Raw genomic sequence first — 18,224 nt, forward strand, 5'->3', positions numbered from 1 at the left:
ACCTCCGGAGGTACCGATGTCATCGGCTGTCGCTGAGCCCGAGCTCGCTGCGCAGTTCGACGCGACCGTCCGCCGCAAGGACCGCATCGAGCCGCGCGACTGGATGCCCGACGCCTACCGGAAGACCGTCGTGCGCCAGGTCGCCCAGCACGCGCACTCGGAGATCATCGGCATGCAGCCGGAGGGCCAGTGGATCGGTCGCGCGCCGTCCTTGCGACGCAAGGCGATCCTGCTGGCCAAGGTGCAGGACGAGGCTGGGCACGGGCTCTACCTCTACTCCGCGACCGAGACGCTCGGCGTCTCCCGGGACGAGCTGACCGAGATGCTGATCTCGGGGAGGCAGAAGTACTCCTCGATCTTCAACTACCCGGCGCTGTCGTACGCCGACGTCGGCACCATCGGCTGGCTCGTCGACGGCGCCGCGATCTGCAACCAGGTCCCGCTCTGTCGTACGTCGTTCGGCCCCTACGGCCGGGCGATGATCCGGATCTGCAAGGAGGAGTCCTTCCACCAGCGACAGGGCTTCGAGCTGCTGATGACGATGATGCGCGGCACCGACGAGCAGCGCGCGATGGTGCAGGAGTCGGTGAACCGGTTCTGGTGGCCGGCGCTGATGATGTTCGGTCCGCCGGACGACGCGTCGCCCAACACCGAGCAGTCCATGGCGTGGGGCATCAAGACGCACACCAACGACGAGCTGCGCCAGCGCTTCGTCGACATGTCCGTGCCCCAGGCGAAGGCGCTCGGCGTCACCTTCCCCGACCCGGACCTGAAGTGGAACGAGGAGCGGCAGGCCCACGACTTCGGCCAGCCCGATTGGGACGAGTTCTGGGACGTCGTCAAGGGCAACGGTCCGTGCAACGCCCAACGGATCGCCCACCGCAAGCAGGCGTGCGACGACGGCGCTTGGGTCCGCGAGGCCGCGATGGCGTTCGCCGAGAAGCAGAAGGTGGCGACGGCATGAGCGACGAGGTCCGGGGCGAGTGGCCCCTCTACGAGGTGTTCGTGCGCGGCAAGCGCGGCCTCAACCACGTCCACGTCGGCTCGCTGCACGCGCCCGACGACGCGATGGCGGTGCGTCACGCCCGTGACGTCTACACCCGCCGCAACGAGGGCGTGAGCATCTGGGTGGTGCGCTCCGACGCGATCACCGCCTCCAGCCCGGACGAGAAGGACCCGCTGTTCGCGCCGAGTGGCGACAAGGTCTACCGGCACCCGACGTTCTACGAGATCCCCGACAACGTCCCCCACATGTGAAGACGCAGACATGCCTGAGATCCACACCCATGAAGCCGACGAGCACGACTCGGCGTACGCCGGTCTGCTCGTCAACGACGCGCACTGGGCGTTCGGGACCGACTTCGAGGACCCGTTGGCCGGCGTCGACACGACGGTCCCCGAGGGGATCGACGCCCACGAGCTGGCGACGTACTGCCTCCGGCTCGGTGACGACGCGCTGATCCTGTCCCAGCGGCTCTCCGAGTGGTGCAGCCGCGCACCTGACCTGGAGGAGGACATCGCGCTGGCCAACGTCGCGCTCGACCTGCTCGGCCAGGCCCGCCTGCTCCTGGCCAGGGCGGCAGCCGCCGACCCGTCGTTGGTGCCCGCCCTGCCCGAGGGGTCGCCGGTGCCGCCGGAGGACGCGTTGGCGTTCTTCCGCGATGACCGCGAGTTCCGGAACGCGTGCCTGGTCGAGCTGCCCAACGGGGACTTCGCCGAGACCGTCGGCCGGATCCTGGTGTTCGCGACCTACCGGCTCTCGCTGTTCCAGCGGCTCACGTCGCATCCCGATGCCGTGCTCCGGGCGGTCGCGGCCAAGGGCGTCAAGGAGCTGACCTACCACCGTGACTTCGCCGGCCGCTGGTTCCTCACGCTGGCCCGCGGCTCCGACGAGTCGCGACGGCGTCTGGAGGCCGGGCTGGCCCGGACCTGGGCCTACCGCCACGAGCTCGGGGAGGACGACGAGGCCGAGCTGGTGCTCGAGCAGGTGCTGGCCACGAGCGGCATCGCCGCGCCCGACGTACGCCCGATCTCGACCGGCGGCCGGCACACCGAGCACCTGAGCCGGCTGCTCGCCGAGATGCAGGTCGTGGCCCGCCAGCACCCGATGGGGGTCTGGTGATGGTCCCAGCCGTCCTCGACCAGCGGAGAGTCGAGCGCGCCCGGGCGGTGGCGGCGACCGTCACGGACCCGGAGCTGCCGATGCTCACGCTGCACGACCTCGGCGTGCTGCGTGAGGTCGCCCTGGACGAGGACGGCGGAGTGGTCGTGGCGATCACGCCGACCTACTCCGGCTGCCCGGCGATGGCGACCATGCGGGACGACCTGCTCCACCGGCTGCAGGCCGCCGGGTTCGCCGAAGCCCGGGTCCGGGTCGCGCTGGAGCCCGCCTGGACCACGGACTGGATCACCCCGGAGGGTCGGGCGGCGCTGGCGGAGGCCGGCATCTCCCCTCCGGGGCCCGCTCCGCGGCGCGAGGGCCCGGTCGCGCTCAGCCTGTCCCCGACCCGCCGTGCCGTCCGGTGCCCGCGTTGCGGGGCGGACGACGTCGCGCTGACCTCGGAGTTCGGCTCGACCGCTTGCAAGGCGATGTACCGCTGCCGGGACTGCCTCGAGCCCTTCGACCACTTGAAGGAGATCTGACGTGACCGCGACCCTCGCTCGGGAGCCCGCGTCGCGGACGACGTTCCACGAGCTCACCGTCGCCGACGTCCAGCGGCTGACCGACGACGCTGTCGCTGTCACCTTCGACGTCCCGGTCGAGCTGCAGGGCCTCTTCGCGTTCGAGGCCGGCCAGTCGTTGACCCTGCGCCGGACGATCGACGGCGTCGAGCACCGGCGGACCTACTCGATCTGCTCGCCGGTCGGCAGCCCGCCGCGGATCGGCATCCGCGAGATCCCGGGCGGCCTCTTCTCCTCGTGGCTGGTGCGCCAGGTGCGACCCGGCGACCGGGTGGAGGTTCAGCCACCGACCGGGAGCTTCCGCGCCGACCCGGCCGCGGGTGGCCGCCACCTCTGCATCGCGGCCGGCTCGGGCATCACCCCGATGCTGTCCATCGCCACCTCGGTGCTGGCGAACCCTGCTGCGAACGTGACGCTGCTCTACGGCAACCGCACCACGACGTCGGTCATGTTCTCCGAGGAGCTGGCGGACCTCAAGGACGCCCACCACCAACGGCTCGACCTGGTCCACGTGCTGTCCCGGGAGCCGCGGGACGTCGAGCTGTTCTCCGGCCGCCTCGACGGCGACCGGCTGCGCCAGCTGGTCACCCTGCTGGTCCCGGTGGCGGAGCTCGACCACGTCTGGATCTGCGGCCCGGTGGCGATGCTGTCCGAGGCGCGGGCGGTGCTCGAGGAGCTCGGCGTGCCCGGGGAGAAGGTGCACTTCGAGCTCTTCTACGTCGATGAGCCGCCGCCCCAGCTCCGCCACGCCGACCGGGTCGTCGACGGCGTGACGAGCGACGTCACCGTCGTCGTCGACGGCCGTACGACGACGACGCCGATGCCGCGCGACACCACGATCCTCGACTCCGCCCAGGCGATCCGCAGCGACCTGCCGTTCGCCTGCAAGGGCGGCGTGTGCGGCACCTGTCGCGCCAAGGTCTGCGCCGGCGAGGTGGACATGGTCCGCAACTACGCGCTCGAACCCGACGAGGTCGCTCGCGACTTCGTCCTCACCTGCCAGTCGTTCCCCGTGAGTCCCGCGGTCACCGTCGACTACGACGCTTGACCATCCACCCCCGAAGGAGCCCCCATGACCGACCAGCCCGTGCTCGTGGACCGCGCCGACGCGGTCGCGACCGTCACCCTCAACCGGCCCGACCGACGCAACGCACTGACCGGTGAGCTCAAGGAGGCCCTGGTCGCGGCACTGGAGGAGGTCGCCGACGACACCGAGGTGCGGGCCGTCGTGCTCACCGGGGCGGGCTCCGCCTTCTGCGTCGGCCAGGACCTGGGCGAGCATGCCGCCGCTCTGGAGGCCGACCCGTCGACCGCGTTCGACACCGTGCCCCAGCACTACTCGCCGATCGTCACCGCGCTGGCGACCATGCCCAAGCCGGTGATCGCCGCCGTCAACGGCACCTGCGTCGGCGCCGGGCTGGGCTTCGCGCTGGCCTGCGACCTGCGGGTCTTCGCGGGCGGCGCCACGCTCGGTACGGCGTTCTCGGCGATCGGCCTCACCTGCGACTCCGGCCTGGCCTCGACCCTGCCGCGCGCGGTCGGCGACGCCCGGGCCCGGGAGCTGGTGCTGCTCGGCCGCAACTTCACCCCCGAGGAGGCCGTCGACTGGGGGATCGCCGGCGAGATCGTGCCGGCCGAGGAGGTCCTCGCGGCGGCAACCAAGACCGCCTCCCGCCTCGCTGCCGGCCCCACCCTCGCCTACGCCGAGTCCAAGCGGCTGCTGGCCGTCGGGCTCGACCGCTCGCTGACCGACACCCTCGGCGAGGAGGCGGTCGCCCAGGCCCGGTGCGGCATGACCCAGGACCACAGCGGCGCAGTCACGGCCTTCCTCAATCGCGAGCGGCCGACGTTCGCGGGGGAGTAGCCGCCCGCAGCGCCGGGCCGAGCCAACGACGTACGAGCGCCCGGAGCTCCTCCTCGGACCGAGGCGGATCCGCCGGGTACTGCAGGAACGACACGAACAACCGCATCAGGACCTCGGCGAGGCCCTCGAGCTCGTCGTCCTCGACCCCGATCTCGGACCAGTCCACGGGGATCCGGCGCAGGATGCCCGCGCCCAGCGCGACCGCCATCGACGAGGTCGTGTCCCGGCTGAAGACCTCGGTCTCCCCGGCCTGGAACAGGGCTCCGATGTGCCGCTCCTGCGGGATCGCCTGGACGGCGAAGACCACCGACTCGATCGCGGCCTCGGCCGGCGTCGTGCAGGCGGCCAGGTGCTGCTCCATCCGGTCGACGAAGTCGTCGAGCCCGGTTTGCGCGACGGCAGCGAAGAGCTCGGCGAGGTTGGCGTAGTAGCGGTAGACCGTCTGCCGGGTCACGCCGAGCTCGCTCGCCACGTCGGACAGCGTCGTCTTCGCGGGCCCGAACTTCTCGAGGCAGGTGGCCGCGGCGGCGACGATCCGCTCGCGCGCCTCGGCCTCGGTCCGCGGTGGGTTGCCCTGCCAGCCGTGATGGCCCATCCGCTCAGCCCACCTCGACCGGGGTACGACGACGCGCGGTGTGGAGCACGGCGAGGACCGCCGCCGCCCCGGCGAAGCAGGCGAGGGTGTACCAACCGCTGCCCACCGGAGTGCCGTCGCTGGTGATGCCGTTGTCGGCGTCGAGGAAGTCGGGCAGGGCAACCAGCCAGAGGAGCGCCATCGCGACAAGGTAGACGACGGGGTAGACGCGGGCGAACGGCGTCATCGGTTCGGGCCCTTCCGTGTCGCGCCGCCGGACGTGGCTGACCAGGATCCAGAGACCGGCCACCCACACCAGCGCGAGCTCGATCCCGAGGACCCAGGCCTGCGCAGTGATGTCGGGTGTCTCGCCGCCGAACACGGCCGACGGGATGCCGAACAGGGCCATCGACGGCGGGGTCAGGACGCCGGCCAACGCGATCCGCCACGTGAGCGACCACCCGCGCCGCGGGCCGCCGCCGGGGGCCTCGGACCCCGTCAGCTTGACGGCGAGGTAGGTCATCACGCCGAAGGACACCGACGCGAAGAGCAGCATGCTGTTCATCGGCACCGAGGCCAGCGCGGGATGGTTGACCTCGACGTTGGCGTCGTTCCACCCCCACCACTTCAGCTGGGGGCCGAGCTGGTCGAAGATCTCGTAGAAGACCTGGCAGACGAAGGCCACCAGGATCGAGCCCACCAGCGCACCGCGGTGCCGGAACACCCCCAGCACCCGGACCACCTCGTAGACGAGCTGGCTCAGCGCCGGGTAGATCGCGACGATGTAGAGCGGCAGCCGGTCCCACATGAACTGCACCGTGAAGACGTTGTGGGCGAAGATGAAGCCGTACTGCTCGTCCAGGCCGAACCACTCGGGGAAGTAGAGCGGCGGCTCGGTGACGAACAGGTAGATCAGCGACGCGCACCAGATCGCGAGGTTGACCGGATCGCCCGCGCGCAGCCGTCGTACGGCGTGCACCAGTGCCCACACCGCGCCCGCGATGATGACCAGCTCGAGCACCGGCATCGTGCCGTTGGCCAGGTCGAACGGGTTGCGCACCGACACGACCGGACTCACGTCGTGGCAGTCGAACCCGAGGTTGCGGGTGACCTGTTCCGCGGCCTCCTCGCAGGTCGCGCTCATCGGACGGCGGCCAGCTCGGTCGGGCGGTCCACGGCCCCCGGGGTCCAGTCGGTGCCCGGCGGGTCCTGCCGCGCGTCGAACCCGAACGGCACCTTGGTGCGGCCGAGCAGCGCGTTGACCTTGAAGCGGAGGAGCCCGGCCAGCACCCGCGGGTTCCTCATCATGTCGCCCAGCGACTCGTCGAGGTTGAAGACGCGTGCGAAGTGCTCGTCCACCACCGCGTCCTCGCGGGCCGCGCCGGTGATCAGGTTGAACGCCGGCCAGGTCATCGAGGCGAGGATCTTGCGCTGCCATGAAGGCAGGGTCTCCGTGCCGGTGGCGCACTCGTAGCCGCGGTCGCGCGCCATCGCCATGCCCCACGGCACCTTGAGCCCCGTGCGCTGCTCGGCCAGGAACCGCCGGAAGAACCGGTGGTCCAGCCGCTGGTCGGCGTCGGCGGCCGCCTGGAGGTGTGCCCTGAGGATCAGCGCCGAGCCCGCGGCGGAGCTGATGCCCTGGGCGTAGAACGGGTTGAACGCGCAGATCGCGTCGCCGATGAAGACGATGCCCAGAGGTACGTCGGGAAGCCGGTCGTAGCGCCGCCACTTGTTGCCGGTCGAGCGGGTCAGGTGGACGTCCGATGCCGGCTGACACTCGGCCATCGCAGCTGCGAACAACGGCGCCCTGACCCGTTCGGCCGAGGCGACGAAGTCCTCGGTCGTGCGCGGCATGTCGATGCCCCACGAGCCCATGCAGGCGATCGTCCGGCCGCCCTCGATGGGGAAGAAGTTGACCAGGAACTCGTGCTCGGGCGCGTGGTCGCCCTTGTCCTGCGTCGGCATGATCACCAGGTGCTGCCACCACCACGACGCGGGGCGGTCCTCGGGAGCCGGTAGGTCGTACCACCGCGAGGTGTAGGTGACCTTGGCGTCGAGCGTCTGCACCGGGGTCTCGGGCCAGCCGGCGGCCACCAGCCAGTCGGAGACCGAGGAGCCCCTGCCCATCGCATCGACGACGAGATCGGCGTCGATCCGCTCGTCGCCGCCCGCTGCCGTCGAGAACGCAACACCGGTGACCCGGCCCCGGGCGGTGCCGCCGTCGGCCGTCTCGATCCCGCGCACCGAAACGCCCTCGCGGATGACGACGTTGCTCACCTCGCGCACCTTGTCGCGCAGCACCCGCTCGATCAGGATCCGTGAGCTGTAGACCATCGTCATCGACGACTGCTTGCGCGAGGCCCAGCCGGTGCCCTCGAGGTAGGCAGCGTCCATCGACGGCATCAGGTGCAGGCCGCCGGCCGCGATCAGGTCCTCCTCGAAGCCCGGGAACAGCGCATCGATCGCCCGGCGACCCGAGTTGAGCAGGAAGTGCGGGTGCTTGCTCTGCGGTACGCCGCGCCGGTGCTCGGCATCGGCCGGCAGCTCGTCGCGCTCGAGGACCAGCACCTCGTCGAAGTGTGGCGCGAGCGCGCCGGCGGCACACAGTCCCGCCATGCTCCCGCCGAGTACGACGGCCGTCCTGCCCAGGCTCATGCGATCTCCATTCATTCATACAAAGTGTGGATGAATGTATGAATGACGAGCCCGGTTGTCAACAGGTGTCATGCTGGCGCCGTGACCGTGGATGCCTCCCTGTACGACGATCTCGGCGGGCTGCCCGTCCTCCAGCGGCTCAGCGCCGCCTTCTACGAGCGGGTGCTCGCCGACGAGCTGCTCGCGCCGGTGTTCGCCGGGTTCGACCAGCGTCACGTCGAGCACGTCGCGGTGTGGCTGGGCGAGGTGTTCGGGGGTCCGGCCGACTTCACCGCGCGCCTCGGCGGTCACCAGTCGCTGCTCAACAGCCACCTCGGTCTCGGCATCCGTGACGAGCACCGGACGCGCTGGCTCGAGCTGATGGGTGCCGCGATCGACGACGTGCTTCCGGACAGCGACCTCCGACCGACGCTGATGGCCTACTTCGGCTGGGGAACGGCCATCGCCCAGGAGGTCTCGCAGGACGCGCCCGGCACCGACCTCGGTGACCCGGCCCGACGCCGCGCTGGGGCCGTGACGGCCTGGTCGGCTGAGCCGGGTCAGTCCCGCTCGACCCTGAAGTCGGGGACACCTCCGACGCACGCCACCTCGATCTCCACCCGCCGGTCGCCGTCCACCGACCGGAACCGCACCTCGAGCTCGGTGCCGCTCCGTCGCTCGTTCTTGTCGATCTCGTAGCCGTCCTGGGGAGTCGCCCCCTCGAGCCGCAGGTCCGGCCCGAGGCACGAGACCCGGAGCAGTCCTTCCTCGCCCTGCCAGGTGCTGGTCCGACGGACCGGGGCCGACTGCTCGGAGCCCTCGGTCGACGGCGGCGTCGTGGGCGGGGGTGCCGTCGAGGTGGGAGGCGCCACCGATGACACCGCCCCGTCATCCGGCCCGTCGCCCGGCCCGTCGCCCGGCCCGTCGTCCGGCCCGTCGTCCGGCCCGTCGGTGCGATCGGTCGGGGACCTGGGGGACCGCGAGGGTCGGTCGCTCTCGCTGGCGGAGGGTCCCGACGTGGTCGTGCCGGGCGTCACAGCGTCGCGGGCAGGGTCCGCCAGGACGCCCTCGCCGGCGCCGTCGATGACCCACCACGCGAGGAGCGCCACCACTGCGACCACACCCGCCCAGGCGAGCGGCGCGGCGATCCACCATTTCTTCATCCCGCCCATTCTCCCGTCTCCTCGTGTGCGCGGGTGGGTTCCCGTACCTTCGAGCCATGGCGAGAGTCGTCGTGGTCGAGGACGACCCTGGGATCCGCCGCGGACTGATCAGCGGGCTGACCGAGCGCGGCCACGCCGTGACGTCGTACCCGGCCGGCCTCCCGGTCCTCGAGCTGGTCGTCAAGGACCGCCCGGACGTGCTGGTCCTCGATCTCGGGCTCCCCGACATCGACGGGCGCAAGCTGCTCGCGATGATCCGAGCGGTCTCCGACGTACCGGTCGTCGTGGTCACCGCGCAGGACGACGACCAGTCGATCGTCGACACCCTCGACGCCGGTGCCGACGACTACGTGGTCAAGCCGTTCGGCATCGACCAGGTGGCTGCGCGGATCCGAGCGGTGCTGCGGCGCTCGGCCGCGGCGACCGGGGGCGGACCGATCGAGATCGGCGAGCTGGTGGTCGACGCCCGCGCTCGGACGGCCACGCTCGCCGGCAAGGAGCTGGAGCTGGCGCGGCGCGAGTTCGACCTGCTGCTCGCGTTGGCCTCGCGGGCGGGCGAGGTGGTGACGAAGCGGGAGCTCCTCTCCGAGGTGTGGCAGCAGCCGTACGGCGGAGCCGACCGCACGCTCGACGTCCACCTTTCCTGGCTGCGGCGCAAGCTCGGTGAGACGGCGGCGGACCCGCGCTACCTGCACACGGTGCGGGGGGTGGGCGTCCGGCTCGCGGAACCGCCCGAGAGTCGAGCCGGATGAGGCGGCGGATCGGCTGGCTGGTCGCCGCGACGACATCAGCGGTGATCCTCGGGTTCGTGATCCCGCTGTTCCTGCTGGTCCAGACGCTGGCGCACGAACGGGCGGTCAGCAGCGCGCAGGACGATGCCGACGACGTGGCCCTCATCGTCTCCGGGCTGCACGGCGACCCCGGCCTGGCCGACGTCGTCCGCACCGCCACGGCGAGCACCTTCGCCACGACCAGCGTGGTGACGCCTCGGGGCGACGTCCTGGGGGACGAGGTGGCCGACCTGGCGACCGACGGCGACGTGCTCCGTGCGGCCGACGGCGAGGCGTTCACGACCACCGACGACGACGGCGTCACGATCCTGACGCCGGTGGTGACGGCGGACGGCACGTACGTCGTCCGGGCCCGCGTCGGTGACGACCAGCTGTCCTCCGGGGTCGCGCGGGCCTGGATCGCGATCGGCCTGCTGGGCCTGGCGCTGATCGTCGCTGCGATCGTGATCGCCGACCGGTTCTCCCGCCGCATCTCCACGCCGGTGACCGAGCTCGCCGACGTCGCCCTGCAGCTGCGCGACGGGGAGCTCGATGTCCGCGCGGTGCCGAGCGGGCCACCGGAGACGGTCGAGCTCGCCGATGCGTTCAACCAGCTGGCCGACCGGATCAACGAGCTGCTGGTCGCCGAGCGCGCGGCGGTCGGCGACCTCTCGCACCGGCTCCGCACGCCGGTGACCGCGCTGCGCCTGGACGCCGAGGCGGTGGCGGACCCGGAGGTCGGCGGCCGCCTCCAGGAGCACGTCGCGAACCTGCAGCGCACCGTGGACGCCATCGTCCGCGACGCACGTCGACCGGTGCGGCACACGCTCCGGGCCGGGTGCGACGCCCGTGCCGTCGTCGCCGACCGGATGGCGTTCTGGTCCGCGCTCGCCGAGGACCAGGGCAGGCCGGTGGACCTGCGGCTGACGGAGGGCCCGGCGCCGGTGGCGGTCGATGCGGCCGACCTCACCGACGTGCTGGACGTCCTCGTCGACAACGTGTTCGCCCACACCCCGGAGTCCGCCGCGATCACGGTCTCGGTGGATGCTCTCGACGGCCAGGTGCTGATCGCGGTGGCCGACACCGGTCCCGGGATCCGTCCTCCGGCCGAGGCCGGCCAGCGCCCCGGGTCCACCGGGCTCGGCCTGCAGATCGCGCGGCGCACGGTCGCCGCGATCGGGGGCACGATCGACATCGCCTCGGGTGCGGGGACGACCGTGACCTTGCGGCTCCCCGTGGCACAGCACGCGACTGCCTGAGCGCTTAGTCGTCGTCCTCGTCGTCGTCCCGATCGTCGTCGTCCCGATCGTCGTCGTCGTGGTCGTCGTCCCGATCGTCGTCGTGGTCGTCGTCGTGGTCGTCGTCGTCCCGATCGTCGTCGTGGTCGTCGTCGTGGTCGTCGTCGTCCCGATCGTCGTGGTCGTCGTCGTGGTCGTCGTCGTGATCGCCGTCGTCGTGATCGTCGTGCGCGTCGTCGTCCCGATCGTCGCCACCCTCCCCGCCCCCGGCGGGATCCCGATCCCCCGTTGGCCCGCTGGGAGCGGCGGCGACCTGCTGCGTCACAGCGGGGGGCGCGGCGACGTACTCGGTGACGGTGCGTTCCTCGGTGCGGATGCAGAACTTCCCCCGCAGGACGGTGTCCTTGGGGCAGTCGGCGAACGCCGTGACGGGCCCCGACGGCTTCCGGGGCGCGGGTGCGGTGGCGGCAGGTGCCTCGCCGGGGGCGAACGCCTCGTAGGAGGCGACGCCGGTCGTGACGGCGGCTGCCGCGCTGACGGCCGTGACGGCCAGTGTCGAGAGCTTCATGCCCGCAGCGTCGCCGGGTCAGCGATAGGGGCACATCGCGAGAGCATCAAGGCTGTATCAAGGAGCGCCGTCGCCCATGACCTGTTCTTAACGAAGGGCTGATGCCGTCCTACGGTCGCGGGTCCGAGCATCGTCGTCATTGCCGTCGGAGGAGGAGCGAGATGACGTACGACGCGAAGCGCCGCGACCGCTACCGGTTCGCGATCGCTGCGGTGACCGGGATGGCCACGTGCGCCGTGGCCGGCGCGACCGGTGCGGCGACCGGACTGGCCGAGGCACAGACCGCGCAGAAGTTCGAGGCGGGCGCGAGCGGCCAGCAGGCGAAGCAGGGATCGACGAAGCAGCGGCGACCACGGGTCAAGCTGGTGGAGCGACCGGTGCGGACCAAGGTCGTGACCCGCGTGGTCAGGGTGACCGTCGGCGGTGGCGAGGTCACGGCCCCGGCGTCCAGCACCAGCACGAGCACCAGCTCGAGCGGTGGCACGTCGGGCGGTTCGAGCGGCGGGTCGAGCGGCGGTTCGGGTGGAGGGAGCAGCTCGGGCTCCGGTGGGCCGGCGCCGCAGCCGGCACCGGAGCCGCCGTCCTCGCAGTCGTCGGGGTCCTGAGGTGTACGGCGTGAGCACGTGGCGGGTGTGGAGCACCTACGTCCAGCTGTGCGTGACCGACGAGCGGCTGCTGCGCCAGGCCGAGTCGCTGACCCGTCGGCTGCTGGACGACGTGGACCGGACGTGCAGCCGGTTCCGCGACGACTCCGACCTCTCCCGGGCCAATGCCGCGCCGGGCCGCTGGGTGGCGGTCGACCCGCTGCTGGTGGAGGCCACCCGGGTCGCGGTGGACGCCGCCCGGATCACCGACGGGCTGGTCGATCCGTGCGCCGGGCGCGCGTTGATCAGCTGGGGGTACGACGTCGATCTCGAGCTGCTGGTGAAGCGCCCCGCGCTCGCCGTACCCGACATCGCGGCACCACCTGAGGACTGGCGGGAGATCCGGTTGGCCGACGACGCGCTGTGGCTGCCGCCCGACTGCCTGCTCGACCTCGGGGCGACCGCGAAGGCGTGGGCCGCCGACCTGGTCGCGGAAACCGTGACGGCCGAGCTCGGCTGCGGAGTGCTGGTCAGCCTCGGCGGGGACGTGCGCGTCGTCTCGCCGGCCGACGAGTCATGGCCGATCCGGGTCAGCGAGACCGAGCGGAGCGCGACCGGAACGACGGTCGTTCTGCGGCACGGTGGGATGGCGACCTCGACGATCCTGGCCCGCCGCTGGCGCACCGAGGACGGATGGGCGCACCACCTCATCGACCCGCGGACCGGGGCGCCGGTCGCGGGCGAGGTCCGCACCGCGACGGCCCTCGGCGAGACCGCGGTCGGGGCGAACGTGGCGTCGACCGCAGCACTGGTGCTTGGCGCGGAGGCCGAGGCGTGGCTCTCCGAACGCGGTGTCCACGCCCGCTTGGTGCTGGCCGACGGCTCGGTCCAGCGGGTCGGGGACTGGCCGACGCCGGAGGTGGCGGCATGAGCACCGCGATGCTGTGGTTCCTCAACCGTGGGACCGGCATGGTCCTGCTCGGTGTCCTGACGGCGACCGTCCTGCTCGGAGTGCTGGCAGCGCGCGGACGCGCGGGGTCGCTGTTGCCGGCGTTCGTCTCCCGCTCGCTGCACCGCAACCTCAGCCTGTTCGGCGCGATCCTGCTGGTCGCGCACATCGCCACCGCGGTGCTGGACGAGTTCGTCGACATCCGGTGGTGGCACGCGTTCGTCCCGTACGGCGCGGCGTACGAGCCCTGGTGGCTGGCGGTCGGCACCCTGGCCTCCGACCTGATCCTGGCGGTGCTGGTCACCACCGCGGTCCGGGGGCGGCTGGGGCTGCGGTGCTGGCAGCGGGTGCACCAGCTCGCCTACCTGGCCTGGGCGCTGGGTCTCGTGCACGGCCTGATGATCGGCAGCGACAGCGGCGAGACATGGGCGCTCATCAGCTACTCGGCCGCGGCAGGAGTGGTCGCGGTCGCCGTACTGCTGCGGTTGCTGTCGCCGACCGCGGCCGAGCTGGAAGGAGAACGGGTATGACCGCCGCTGTGCTCGGTCCCCTCGGCGTCGACGTGGAGCGCGGACCTGCTGTCCTCGCCGCCATCGACTCCGGTCCGTCCCTCGCCGCCCACCGCCGATGGCACGGGGAGCCGGGTCGACCGCAGCTGACGCCGCTGCTCGCCGACCTGGAGCGGGTCGGCCTTCGCGGCCGGGGCGGGGCGGGCTTCCCGTTCGGCCGCAAGCTGGAGGCCGCCGCCGAGGCCTCGGGACGGCCGTCGGTGGTCGTGAACCTCAGCGAGGGGGAGCCGGCCAGCGCCAAGGACGCTGCGCTCGCGCGTACGGCGCCGCACCTGGTGCTGGACGGCGCGGTCACCGCGGCCCGGGTGCTCGGCAGCCGGGAGGTGCACCTCGTCGTCCCGGGCGCCGACCTGCAGGTGCGGGCGTCGATCGAGACGGCCGTGCGCGAGCGGAGGGACGAGCGGATCAGATTCGACATGCACCGTGCGGACGAGGCCTTCGTCGCGGGCCAGGCAGCGGCGGTGATCGAGCTGATGGCCGGGCGTCCGAACCGGCCCGTGACGACGTGGCAACCGGCGGCTGTGCGCGGCCACCGCGGCCGACCGACCCTGCTCTCGAACGGCGAGACCTTCGCCCAGCTGGCCCTGCTGGTGCTGCACGGGGTCGACGCGTACCTCGCGCACGGCACCCCGGGCGAGCCCGGCACCGCGCTGCTGACGGTGCATGACGATCTCGGTTGCCGGGTGGTGGAGGCGGAGTTCGGCACGAAGTGGGAGGCGGTGCTGGCGTCGGACGACGTCGACCGGCCGGTGCTGCTCGGCGGTTACCACGGCACCTGGGCGGACGCGGGCGAGCTGCGCGACCTGACGGTGTCCCGGACCGGGCTCGCCGACGTCGGACTGACCCTCGGGGCGGGCGTGGTGCTCGTGCCGGACGGGTGCCCGCTCACGTTCGCGGCGTCCGTCACGTCCTACCTCGCCGACGAGAGCGCGGGCCGCTGCGGGCCGTGCTTCAACGGGCTTCCCGCACTGGCCGAAGCGCTGCACCGGGTCACGACCGGGATCGGCGGCCGGGGCGAGACCGAGCGGCTGTGCCGGATGGTCGAGCGGCGCGGCGCCTGCGCCCATCCCGACGGGACGGCGCGGATGGTGCGCTCGGCGCTCACCCGGTTCCCCGCCGAGGTCGACCGGCATGCCCGCGGCGGCTGCAGCTACCGCGCCGGGGGCGGTGGCTGACATGGCGAACCACCAGCTGCGCGTGGACTGGCCGGCCTGCCAGGCGAGAGGCCTCTGCTTCGAGCTGCTGCCGGAGGTGATCGAGCTCGACGACTGGGGCTACCCGGTCGTCGGCAGCGAGATCACGCCCGAGCTCCTGGCCGCGGCGCGAGCCGCGGTCCGGGGGTGCCCGAGGATGGCGCTGCGGCTCCGGCCCAAGTAGTCGCGCGAGCCTCGGCGATCAGGCGCCGTCGTACGCCGCCTGGAGGTCGGCGACGTCGATCTTGCCCATCTTCAGCATCGCCTGGCAGACGCGTTGGTTCGCCTCGGTGCTGTAGTCCCCGGAGAGGTCCTCGAGCTCGCGGGGGATGACCTGCCAGGGGACGCCGTACTTGTCCTTGCACCAGCCGCACGCCCCGGGCTCGCCGCCGTCGGCGGTGAGGATCTCCCAGTAGTGGTCGACCTCCTCCTGCCCCTCGACGCGGAGGTAGAAGGAGAACGCCTCGTCGAGGTGGAACTCCGGCCCTGCGTTGAGCCCGATCACCTCGTGACCGCCCACGGTGAACTCGACGACCTCGGCGACCGCGCTGTCGGGATCGGTTCGTGCCGTGAAGACCCGGGTCACGGCCGAGTCCGGGATGTGCTCCGCGTAGAAGTTCGCCGCCTCGATGGCCTTGTCGTTGCCGAACCACAGATGGGTGCGTACGGATGCCATTGCCACTCCTCGTGCCTGAGGACCCTCCGGTTGAAGGTCGCTGAGTAGATCGACCACGTGAGCGGTGGGGACTCATCGGCGCGCTCAGCCCAACGCCGCGGCGACGGCCTGCTTCAGGGTCAACCGACGTCCTTCATCCCGACCTCGCTCGAACTCCTCGTCCGCGAGAGCGGCCACCACCTCCTCATGCGCCCGACGCTCCGACTCCCACTGTCCCAGCCTGCCCCGCGACTCCTCCGCCTCGACCGCGCCCCAGAGACGGCCCGCCCGTACTGTGTCACCGATCTCAGCTGCAGCCCTGGCGATCGAGGCAAGGGCGAAGACCATGGACTGCCTATCGGACAGCTGATCAGCCAGGACAAGTGATTCACGGGCCCAGTTCGCCGCCTCATCGAACCTGCCGAGGCGGCAGGAGGTCTCGGTCAGCCCTTCCAGCATGTTGGTCTGCCACCAGGCCCACTCACGGTCCCCGACCATGTCTAGGCTTTCCTTGAAGAGCTGCGCGGCACGGGAGAGATCTCCCTGGTCGAGAGCGACCCAGCCCATCGAGCCGATTGCCTGAACCACGTCACGCGCCGATCCCACGCTCCGTGAGATCTCCAGGCTCTCTTCGATATGCCTGCGGGCATCGTCTACGGACCCTTGGGCCAGCAGACTGGTCCCGATCCGATGCAGGAGGATGGCGACATCGCGCTCGTCACCGAGTTCTCGGAACAACGCGAGGCTCTCCTGATACGCGCGGCGTGCCTGATCGTGGTGACCGGCGATGTGGCTCGATCCGCCGTAGCAGCGCAGGGCGCGGGCTCGCAGGATCGGTTGCACGTCTCCGCCCGCCGCGAAGAGCGTCTCGAACCGGGTGATGCCCTCGAAGGGATCGAGCGTCACCCAGAAGTTCTCGAGCGCGATCGCGAGCCGGTAGCCGTCCTCGATCTCACCGGACGAGACCACCCGGTCCAAGGCGGCCCGGAGATTGTCCGTCTCCGGCTGTACGAGCTCTGGTCGTAGGGCCTGCTCTCCCTCGGCCGTCAGGTTCGCCGACTCGGCAAGGGCGAGGAAGTAGTCGAAATGGCGGCGTGCCGCCCCCGCGAGGTGGTGGTCGCGAGGCGCGCTCCGGGCCCGCTCGGCCGGATCGAGCCGATCCGCTGCGAATTCGCGAACCGTCTCGAGCATCCGGTAGCGGACGTGCCCGCTCGCGTCGTCCACGCGGACCAGGCTCTTGTCCACCAGCGAGTCCAGGAGGTCGACCACGTCCACCTCGTCGAGGTCGTCATCACTGCAGACCGCTACCGCTGCCCCGAGATCGCAACCTCCGACGAACACCGAGAGCCGCGAGAACAGGGTCCGCTCGGCGTCCGTGAGCAGGTCGTAGGACCAGGCGATCAGCGCCTCGAGCGTCTGCTGGCGACGCGAGGCCGTGCGCGGGCCTCCGGTCAGCAGCCGGAACCCTCCCTCGAGCCGCGTGCGCAGCTCTGCCACGTCCATCGACCGGAGCCGCGCGGCTGCGAGCTCCAGCGCCAGTGGCATGGCGTCGAGGCGCGCGACCAGGGCCGCGACATCGGCCGTGTTCGTGTCGTCCACCACGAAGCCGGGCCGCTGGGCGGCGGCGCGCTCGGCGAAGAGGTGGACCGCCTCCGCCTCGACGAGCGACGGCACCCGGTAGACGTGCTCGCCCTTGACACCGAGACTCGCCCGACTCGTTGCCAGGACCACGAGTCCGGGGCAGCGCGGCACGATCTGGGCAGCGAGCTCGGCGACGGCCCCGATCAGGTGCTCACAGTTGTCGAGGACGAGCAGCAGGCTCCTGCTGGCTACGGCGTCGACGATCGCGTCCGTCGTACTCACTCCGGGACGTACGTCGACTCGGAGCGCTGCGGCGACCGACGTCGGCACCGCGAGAGGGTCGTGCAGCGGTGCGAGCTCGACCAGCCATACGCCATCCCCACTCCCGTCGAGCAGTCGCGCCGCCGCGGCAAGGGCGAGCCGGGTCTTGCCGACCCCTCCGGCTCCGGCGAGCGTCACCAGGCGGTGGGTCGCCAGGAGCGCGCACACCTCCGCGAGCTCCTGCTCCCGGCCGAGGAAGCTCGAGAGCTGGTCGGGGAGGTTGGTGCGGCCGGCGCGAAGGGTGCGAACCTGGGCGAACCGGTCGCTCCCGAGCCCGTCGACCACCAGGTGGTAGATGCGCCTCGGGGCAGGGAAGTCCTTCAGTGCGTGCTCACCGAGGTCCTCGAGCGAGTCGTCCACGTGCGCTGCCGTCGACTCACTGACCAGGACCTGGCCCCCGTTGGCCGCCGAGCAGAGCCGCGCGGCGTAGTGCACGTCGATGCCCCAGTAGTCGTCGCTGCGCACCTGGGGCGAGCCCGTGTGCACGCCCATCCGGACCCGGACCACGTGACCGTCCGGCCACACCTGTTCCGCGAGCACCTGCTGCGCGGCCCTCGCGGCGTCAACGGCCGGCGCCGCCTCGCTGAACGCCACGAAGAACGCATCGCCCTCGGTGTTGACCTCGAGGCCACCGAACTCGTCCCACACCGCGCGCAGGACCTGGTGGTGCGTCTCGAGCACGTCGCCGTAGGCGTCGCCCAGCCGGTGCAGCAGGCGCGTCGAGCCCTCGATGTCGGAGAACAGGAGGGTTACCACACCCGTGGGGAGCTCGACCAGCCGCCCTCTCGTCATGGGGGCAATGTACGACTCGGGAAGCGGTGGCGATGCCGGACGGCGCCGCCGAATCCCCTGAGCTGGAGTGGGCGATGACGCGGCTTG

The 18,224-nt window shown here is 71.7% G+C and carries 20 protein-coding genes; 14 read left to right on the forward strand and 6 right to left on the reverse strand.

Annotated features, from left to right (window positions below):
• Positions 1-16 precede the first annotated feature (16 nt).
• From paaA to D0Z08_RS07745, 6 genes are read left to right on the forward strand one after another with little or no spacing between them, the layout of a single operon-like run.
• Positions 17-964, forward strand: a complete 948-nt coding sequence (gene paaA / locus D0Z08_RS07720) for a 1,2-phenylacetyl-CoA epoxidase subunit PaaA (RefSeq protein ID WP_118924335.1) — start codon at positions 17-19, stop codon at positions 962-964.
• Positions 961-1,257: a 1,2-phenylacetyl-CoA epoxidase subunit PaaB gene (gene paaB / locus D0Z08_RS07725; protein ID WP_118924337.1), complete on the forward strand. Its 297-nt coding sequence runs from the start codon at positions 961-963 to the stop codon at positions 1,255-1,257. Before paaA ends, paaB begins: the two co-directional genes overlap by 4 nt.
• 10 nt (positions 1,258-1,267) lie before the next feature.
• Positions 1,268-2,122 (forward strand): 1,2-phenylacetyl-CoA epoxidase subunit PaaC, encoded by an 855-nt coding sequence (paaC, locus tag D0Z08_RS07730; protein WP_118924339.1) that lies wholly within the window; start codon positions 1,268-1,270, stop codon positions 2,120-2,122.
• Positions 2,122-2,643 carry a 1,2-phenylacetyl-CoA epoxidase subunit PaaD gene (gene paaD / locus D0Z08_RS07735; RefSeq protein WP_118924341.1) on the forward strand — a complete coding sequence of 174 codons (522 nt, stop codon included), beginning with the start codon at positions 2,122-2,124 and terminating at the stop codon, positions 2,641-2,643. The genes paaC and paaD overlap by 1 nt, the downstream gene beginning before the upstream one ends.
• 1 nt (position 2,644) lies before the next feature.
• On the forward strand, positions 2,645-3,730 hold the full coding sequence (gene paaE, locus D0Z08_RS07740; protein WP_118924343.1) for a 1,2-phenylacetyl-CoA epoxidase subunit PaaE: 1,086 nt from the start codon (positions 2,645-2,647) through the stop codon (positions 3,728-3,730).
• A 24-nt stretch (positions 3,731-3,754) separates the two neighbouring features.
• A complete protein-coding gene (locus D0Z08_RS07745; protein ID WP_118924345.1) occupies positions 3,755-4,546 on the forward strand; it encodes an enoyl-CoA hydratase/isomerase family protein in 792 nt (263 codons plus the stop codon).
• Here D0Z08_RS07745 and D0Z08_RS07750 read toward each other — a convergent pair.
• Genes D0Z08_RS07750 through D0Z08_RS07760 form a run of 3 tightly spaced genes read right to left on the reverse strand, consistent with a single transcriptional unit; the run spans position 4,512 to position 7,775 of the window.
• Positions 4,512-5,141 (reverse strand): TetR/AcrR family transcriptional regulator, encoded by a 630-nt coding sequence (locus D0Z08_RS07750; RefSeq protein ID WP_118924347.1) that lies wholly within the window; start codon positions 5,139-5,141, stop codon positions 4,512-4,514. The two genes, D0Z08_RS07745 and D0Z08_RS07750, sit on opposite strands and share 35 nt — an antisense overlap.
• A gap of 4 nt (positions 5,142-5,145) precedes the next feature.
• The gene (locus D0Z08_RS07755; RefSeq protein ID WP_118924349.1) at positions 5,146-6,264 is read right to left on the reverse strand and encodes a hypothetical protein; all 1,119 of its coding nucleotides are present in this window, start codon (positions 6,262-6,264) and stop codon (positions 5,146-5,148) included.
• Complete coding sequence (locus D0Z08_RS07760; protein ID WP_118924351.1) at positions 6,261-7,775, reverse strand: NAD(P)/FAD-dependent oxidoreductase; 1,515 nt, start codon at positions 7,773-7,775, stop codon at positions 6,261-6,263. The genes D0Z08_RS07755 and D0Z08_RS07760 overlap by 4 nt, the downstream gene beginning before the upstream one ends.
• Before the next feature lie 81 nt (positions 7,776-7,856).
• On the opposite strand from D0Z08_RS07760, the gene D0Z08_RS07765 reads away from it, so the two are divergent.
• The 3 genes from D0Z08_RS07765 to D0Z08_RS07780 all read left to right on the forward strand — a co-directional run bounded on the left by D0Z08_RS07765 (position 7,857) and on the right by D0Z08_RS07780 (position 10,946).
• On the forward strand, positions 7,857-8,453 hold the full coding sequence (locus D0Z08_RS07765) for a group II truncated hemoglobin (protein WP_220454098.1): 597 nt from the start codon (positions 7,857-7,859) through the stop codon (positions 8,451-8,453).
• 520 nt (positions 8,454-8,973) lie between these two features.
• Positions 8,974-9,669, forward strand: a complete 696-nt coding sequence (locus D0Z08_RS07775; protein ID WP_118924355.1) for a response regulator transcription factor — start codon at positions 8,974-8,976, stop codon at positions 9,667-9,669.
• Entirely contained in the window at positions 9,666-10,946 is a 1,281-nt protein-coding gene (locus tag D0Z08_RS07780; protein WP_118924357.1) for a sensor histidine kinase, read from the forward strand. The genes D0Z08_RS07775 and D0Z08_RS07780 overlap by 4 nt, the downstream gene beginning before the upstream one ends.
• A gap of 4 nt (positions 10,947-10,950) precedes the next feature.
• Here the strand turns inward: D0Z08_RS07780 and D0Z08_RS32015 are convergent, their stop codons facing one another.
• Positions 10,951-11,493 carry a hypothetical protein gene (locus tag D0Z08_RS32015; RefSeq protein ID WP_182481216.1) on the reverse strand — a complete coding sequence of 181 codons (543 nt, stop codon included), beginning with the start codon at positions 11,491-11,493 and terminating at the stop codon, positions 10,951-10,953.
• Positions 11,494-11,654: 161 nt separating this feature from the next.
• On the opposite strand from D0Z08_RS32015, the gene D0Z08_RS32020 reads away from it, so the two are divergent.
• From D0Z08_RS32020 to D0Z08_RS07805, 5 genes are read left to right on the forward strand one after another with little or no spacing between them, the layout of a single operon-like run.
• Positions 11,655-12,098, forward strand: a complete 444-nt coding sequence (locus D0Z08_RS32020) for a hypothetical protein (RefSeq protein WP_182481217.1) — start codon at positions 11,655-11,657, stop codon at positions 12,096-12,098.
• 10 nt (positions 12,099-12,108) lie between these two features.
• On the forward strand, positions 12,109-13,008 hold the full coding sequence (locus D0Z08_RS07790; RefSeq protein ID WP_182481218.1) for an FAD:protein FMN transferase: 900 nt from the start codon (positions 12,109-12,111) through the stop codon (positions 13,006-13,008).
• Positions 13,005-13,556, forward strand: a complete 552-nt coding sequence (locus D0Z08_RS07795; protein WP_118924360.1) for a ferric reductase-like transmembrane domain-containing protein — start codon at positions 13,005-13,007, stop codon at positions 13,554-13,556. Before D0Z08_RS07790 ends, D0Z08_RS07795 begins: the two co-directional genes overlap by 4 nt.
• Complete coding sequence (locus tag D0Z08_RS07800) at positions 13,553-14,770, forward strand: NADH-ubiquinone oxidoreductase-F iron-sulfur binding region domain-containing protein (RefSeq protein WP_182481219.1); 1,218 nt, start codon at positions 13,553-13,555, stop codon at positions 14,768-14,770. The genes D0Z08_RS07795 and D0Z08_RS07800 overlap by 4 nt, the downstream gene beginning before the upstream one ends.
• 1 nt (position 14,771) lies before the next feature.
• Positions 14,772-14,972 (forward strand): ferredoxin, encoded by a 201-nt coding sequence (locus D0Z08_RS07805; protein ID WP_118924364.1) that lies wholly within the window; start codon positions 14,772-14,774, stop codon positions 14,970-14,972.
• Positions 14,973-14,990: 18 nt separating this feature from the next.
• Here D0Z08_RS07805 and D0Z08_RS07810 read toward each other — a convergent pair whose 3' ends face one another.
• A complete protein-coding gene (locus D0Z08_RS07810; protein WP_118924366.1) occupies positions 14,991-15,464 on the reverse strand; it encodes a VOC family protein in 474 nt (157 codons plus the stop codon).
• Positions 15,465-15,548: 84 nt separating this feature from the next.
• Complete coding sequence (locus tag D0Z08_RS07815; protein WP_118924368.1) at positions 15,549-18,137, reverse strand: ATP-binding protein; 2,589 nt, start codon at positions 18,135-18,137, stop codon at positions 15,549-15,551.
• Between the last annotated feature and the right edge of the window lie 87 nt (positions 18,138-18,224).

The sequence above is a fragment of the Nocardioides immobilis genome (assembly GCF_003515065.1).
GTDB classification, from domain to species: domain Bacteria; phylum Actinomycetota; class Actinomycetes; order Propionibacteriales; family Nocardioidaceae; genus Nocardioides; species Nocardioides immobilis.

Excerpts from the sequence above, each read along its gene's own strand:
- paaA (WP_118924335.1), top strand. The coding sequence starts at position 17 with ATGTCATCGGCTGTCGCTGAGCCCGAGCTCGCTGCGCAGTTCGACGCG.
- paaB (WP_118924337.1), top strand. The coding sequence starts at position 961 with ATGAGCGACGAGGTCCGGGGCGAGTGGCCCCTCTACGAGGTGTTCGTG.
- paaC (WP_118924339.1), top strand. The coding sequence starts at position 1,268 with ATGCCTGAGATCCACACCCATGAAGCCGACGAGCACGACTCGGCGTAC.
- paaD (WP_118924341.1), top strand. The coding sequence starts at position 2,122 with ATGGTCCCAGCCGTCCTCGACCAGCGGAGAGTCGAGCGCGCCCGGGCG.
- D0Z08_RS07745 (WP_118924345.1), top strand. The coding sequence starts at position 3,755 with ATGACCGACCAGCCCGTGCTCGTGGACCGCGCCGACGCGGTCGCGACC.
- D0Z08_RS07750 (WP_118924347.1), bottom strand. The coding sequence starts at position 5,141 with ATGGGCCATCACGGCTGGCAGGGCAACCCACCGCGGACCGAGGCCGAG.
- D0Z08_RS07755 (WP_118924349.1), bottom strand. The coding sequence starts at position 6,264 with ATGAGCGCGACCTGCGAGGAGGCCGCGGAACAGGTCACCCGCAACCTC.
- D0Z08_RS07760 (WP_118924351.1), bottom strand. The coding sequence starts at position 7,775 with ATGAGCCTGGGCAGGACGGCCGTCGTACTCGGCGGGAGCATGGCGGGA.
- D0Z08_RS07775 (WP_118924355.1), top strand. The coding sequence starts at position 8,974 with ATGGCGAGAGTCGTCGTGGTCGAGGACGACCCTGGGATCCGCCGCGGA.
- D0Z08_RS07780 (WP_118924357.1), top strand. The coding sequence starts at position 9,666 with ATGAGGCGGCGGATCGGCTGGCTGGTCGCCGCGACGACATCAGCGGTG.
- D0Z08_RS32015 (WP_182481216.1), bottom strand. The coding sequence starts at position 11,493 with ATGAAGCTCTCGACACTGGCCGTCACGGCCGTCAGCGCGGCAGCCGCC.
- D0Z08_RS32020 (WP_182481217.1), top strand. The coding sequence starts at position 11,655 with ATGACGTACGACGCGAAGCGCCGCGACCGCTACCGGTTCGCGATCGCT.
- D0Z08_RS07795 (WP_118924360.1), top strand. The coding sequence starts at position 13,005 with ATGAGCACCGCGATGCTGTGGTTCCTCAACCGTGGGACCGGCATGGTC.
- D0Z08_RS07800 (WP_182481219.1), top strand. The coding sequence starts at position 13,553 with ATGACCGCCGCTGTGCTCGGTCCCCTCGGCGTCGACGTGGAGCGCGGA.
- D0Z08_RS07805 (WP_118924364.1), top strand. The coding sequence starts at position 14,772 with ATGGCGAACCACCAGCTGCGCGTGGACTGGCCGGCCTGCCAGGCGAGA.
- D0Z08_RS07810 (WP_118924366.1), bottom strand. The coding sequence starts at position 15,464 with ATGGCATCCGTACGCACCCATCTGTGGTTCGGCAACGACAAGGCCATC.
- D0Z08_RS07815 (WP_118924368.1), bottom strand. The coding sequence starts at position 18,137 with ATGACGAGAGGGCGGCTGGTCGAGCTCCCCACGGGTGTGGTAACCCTC.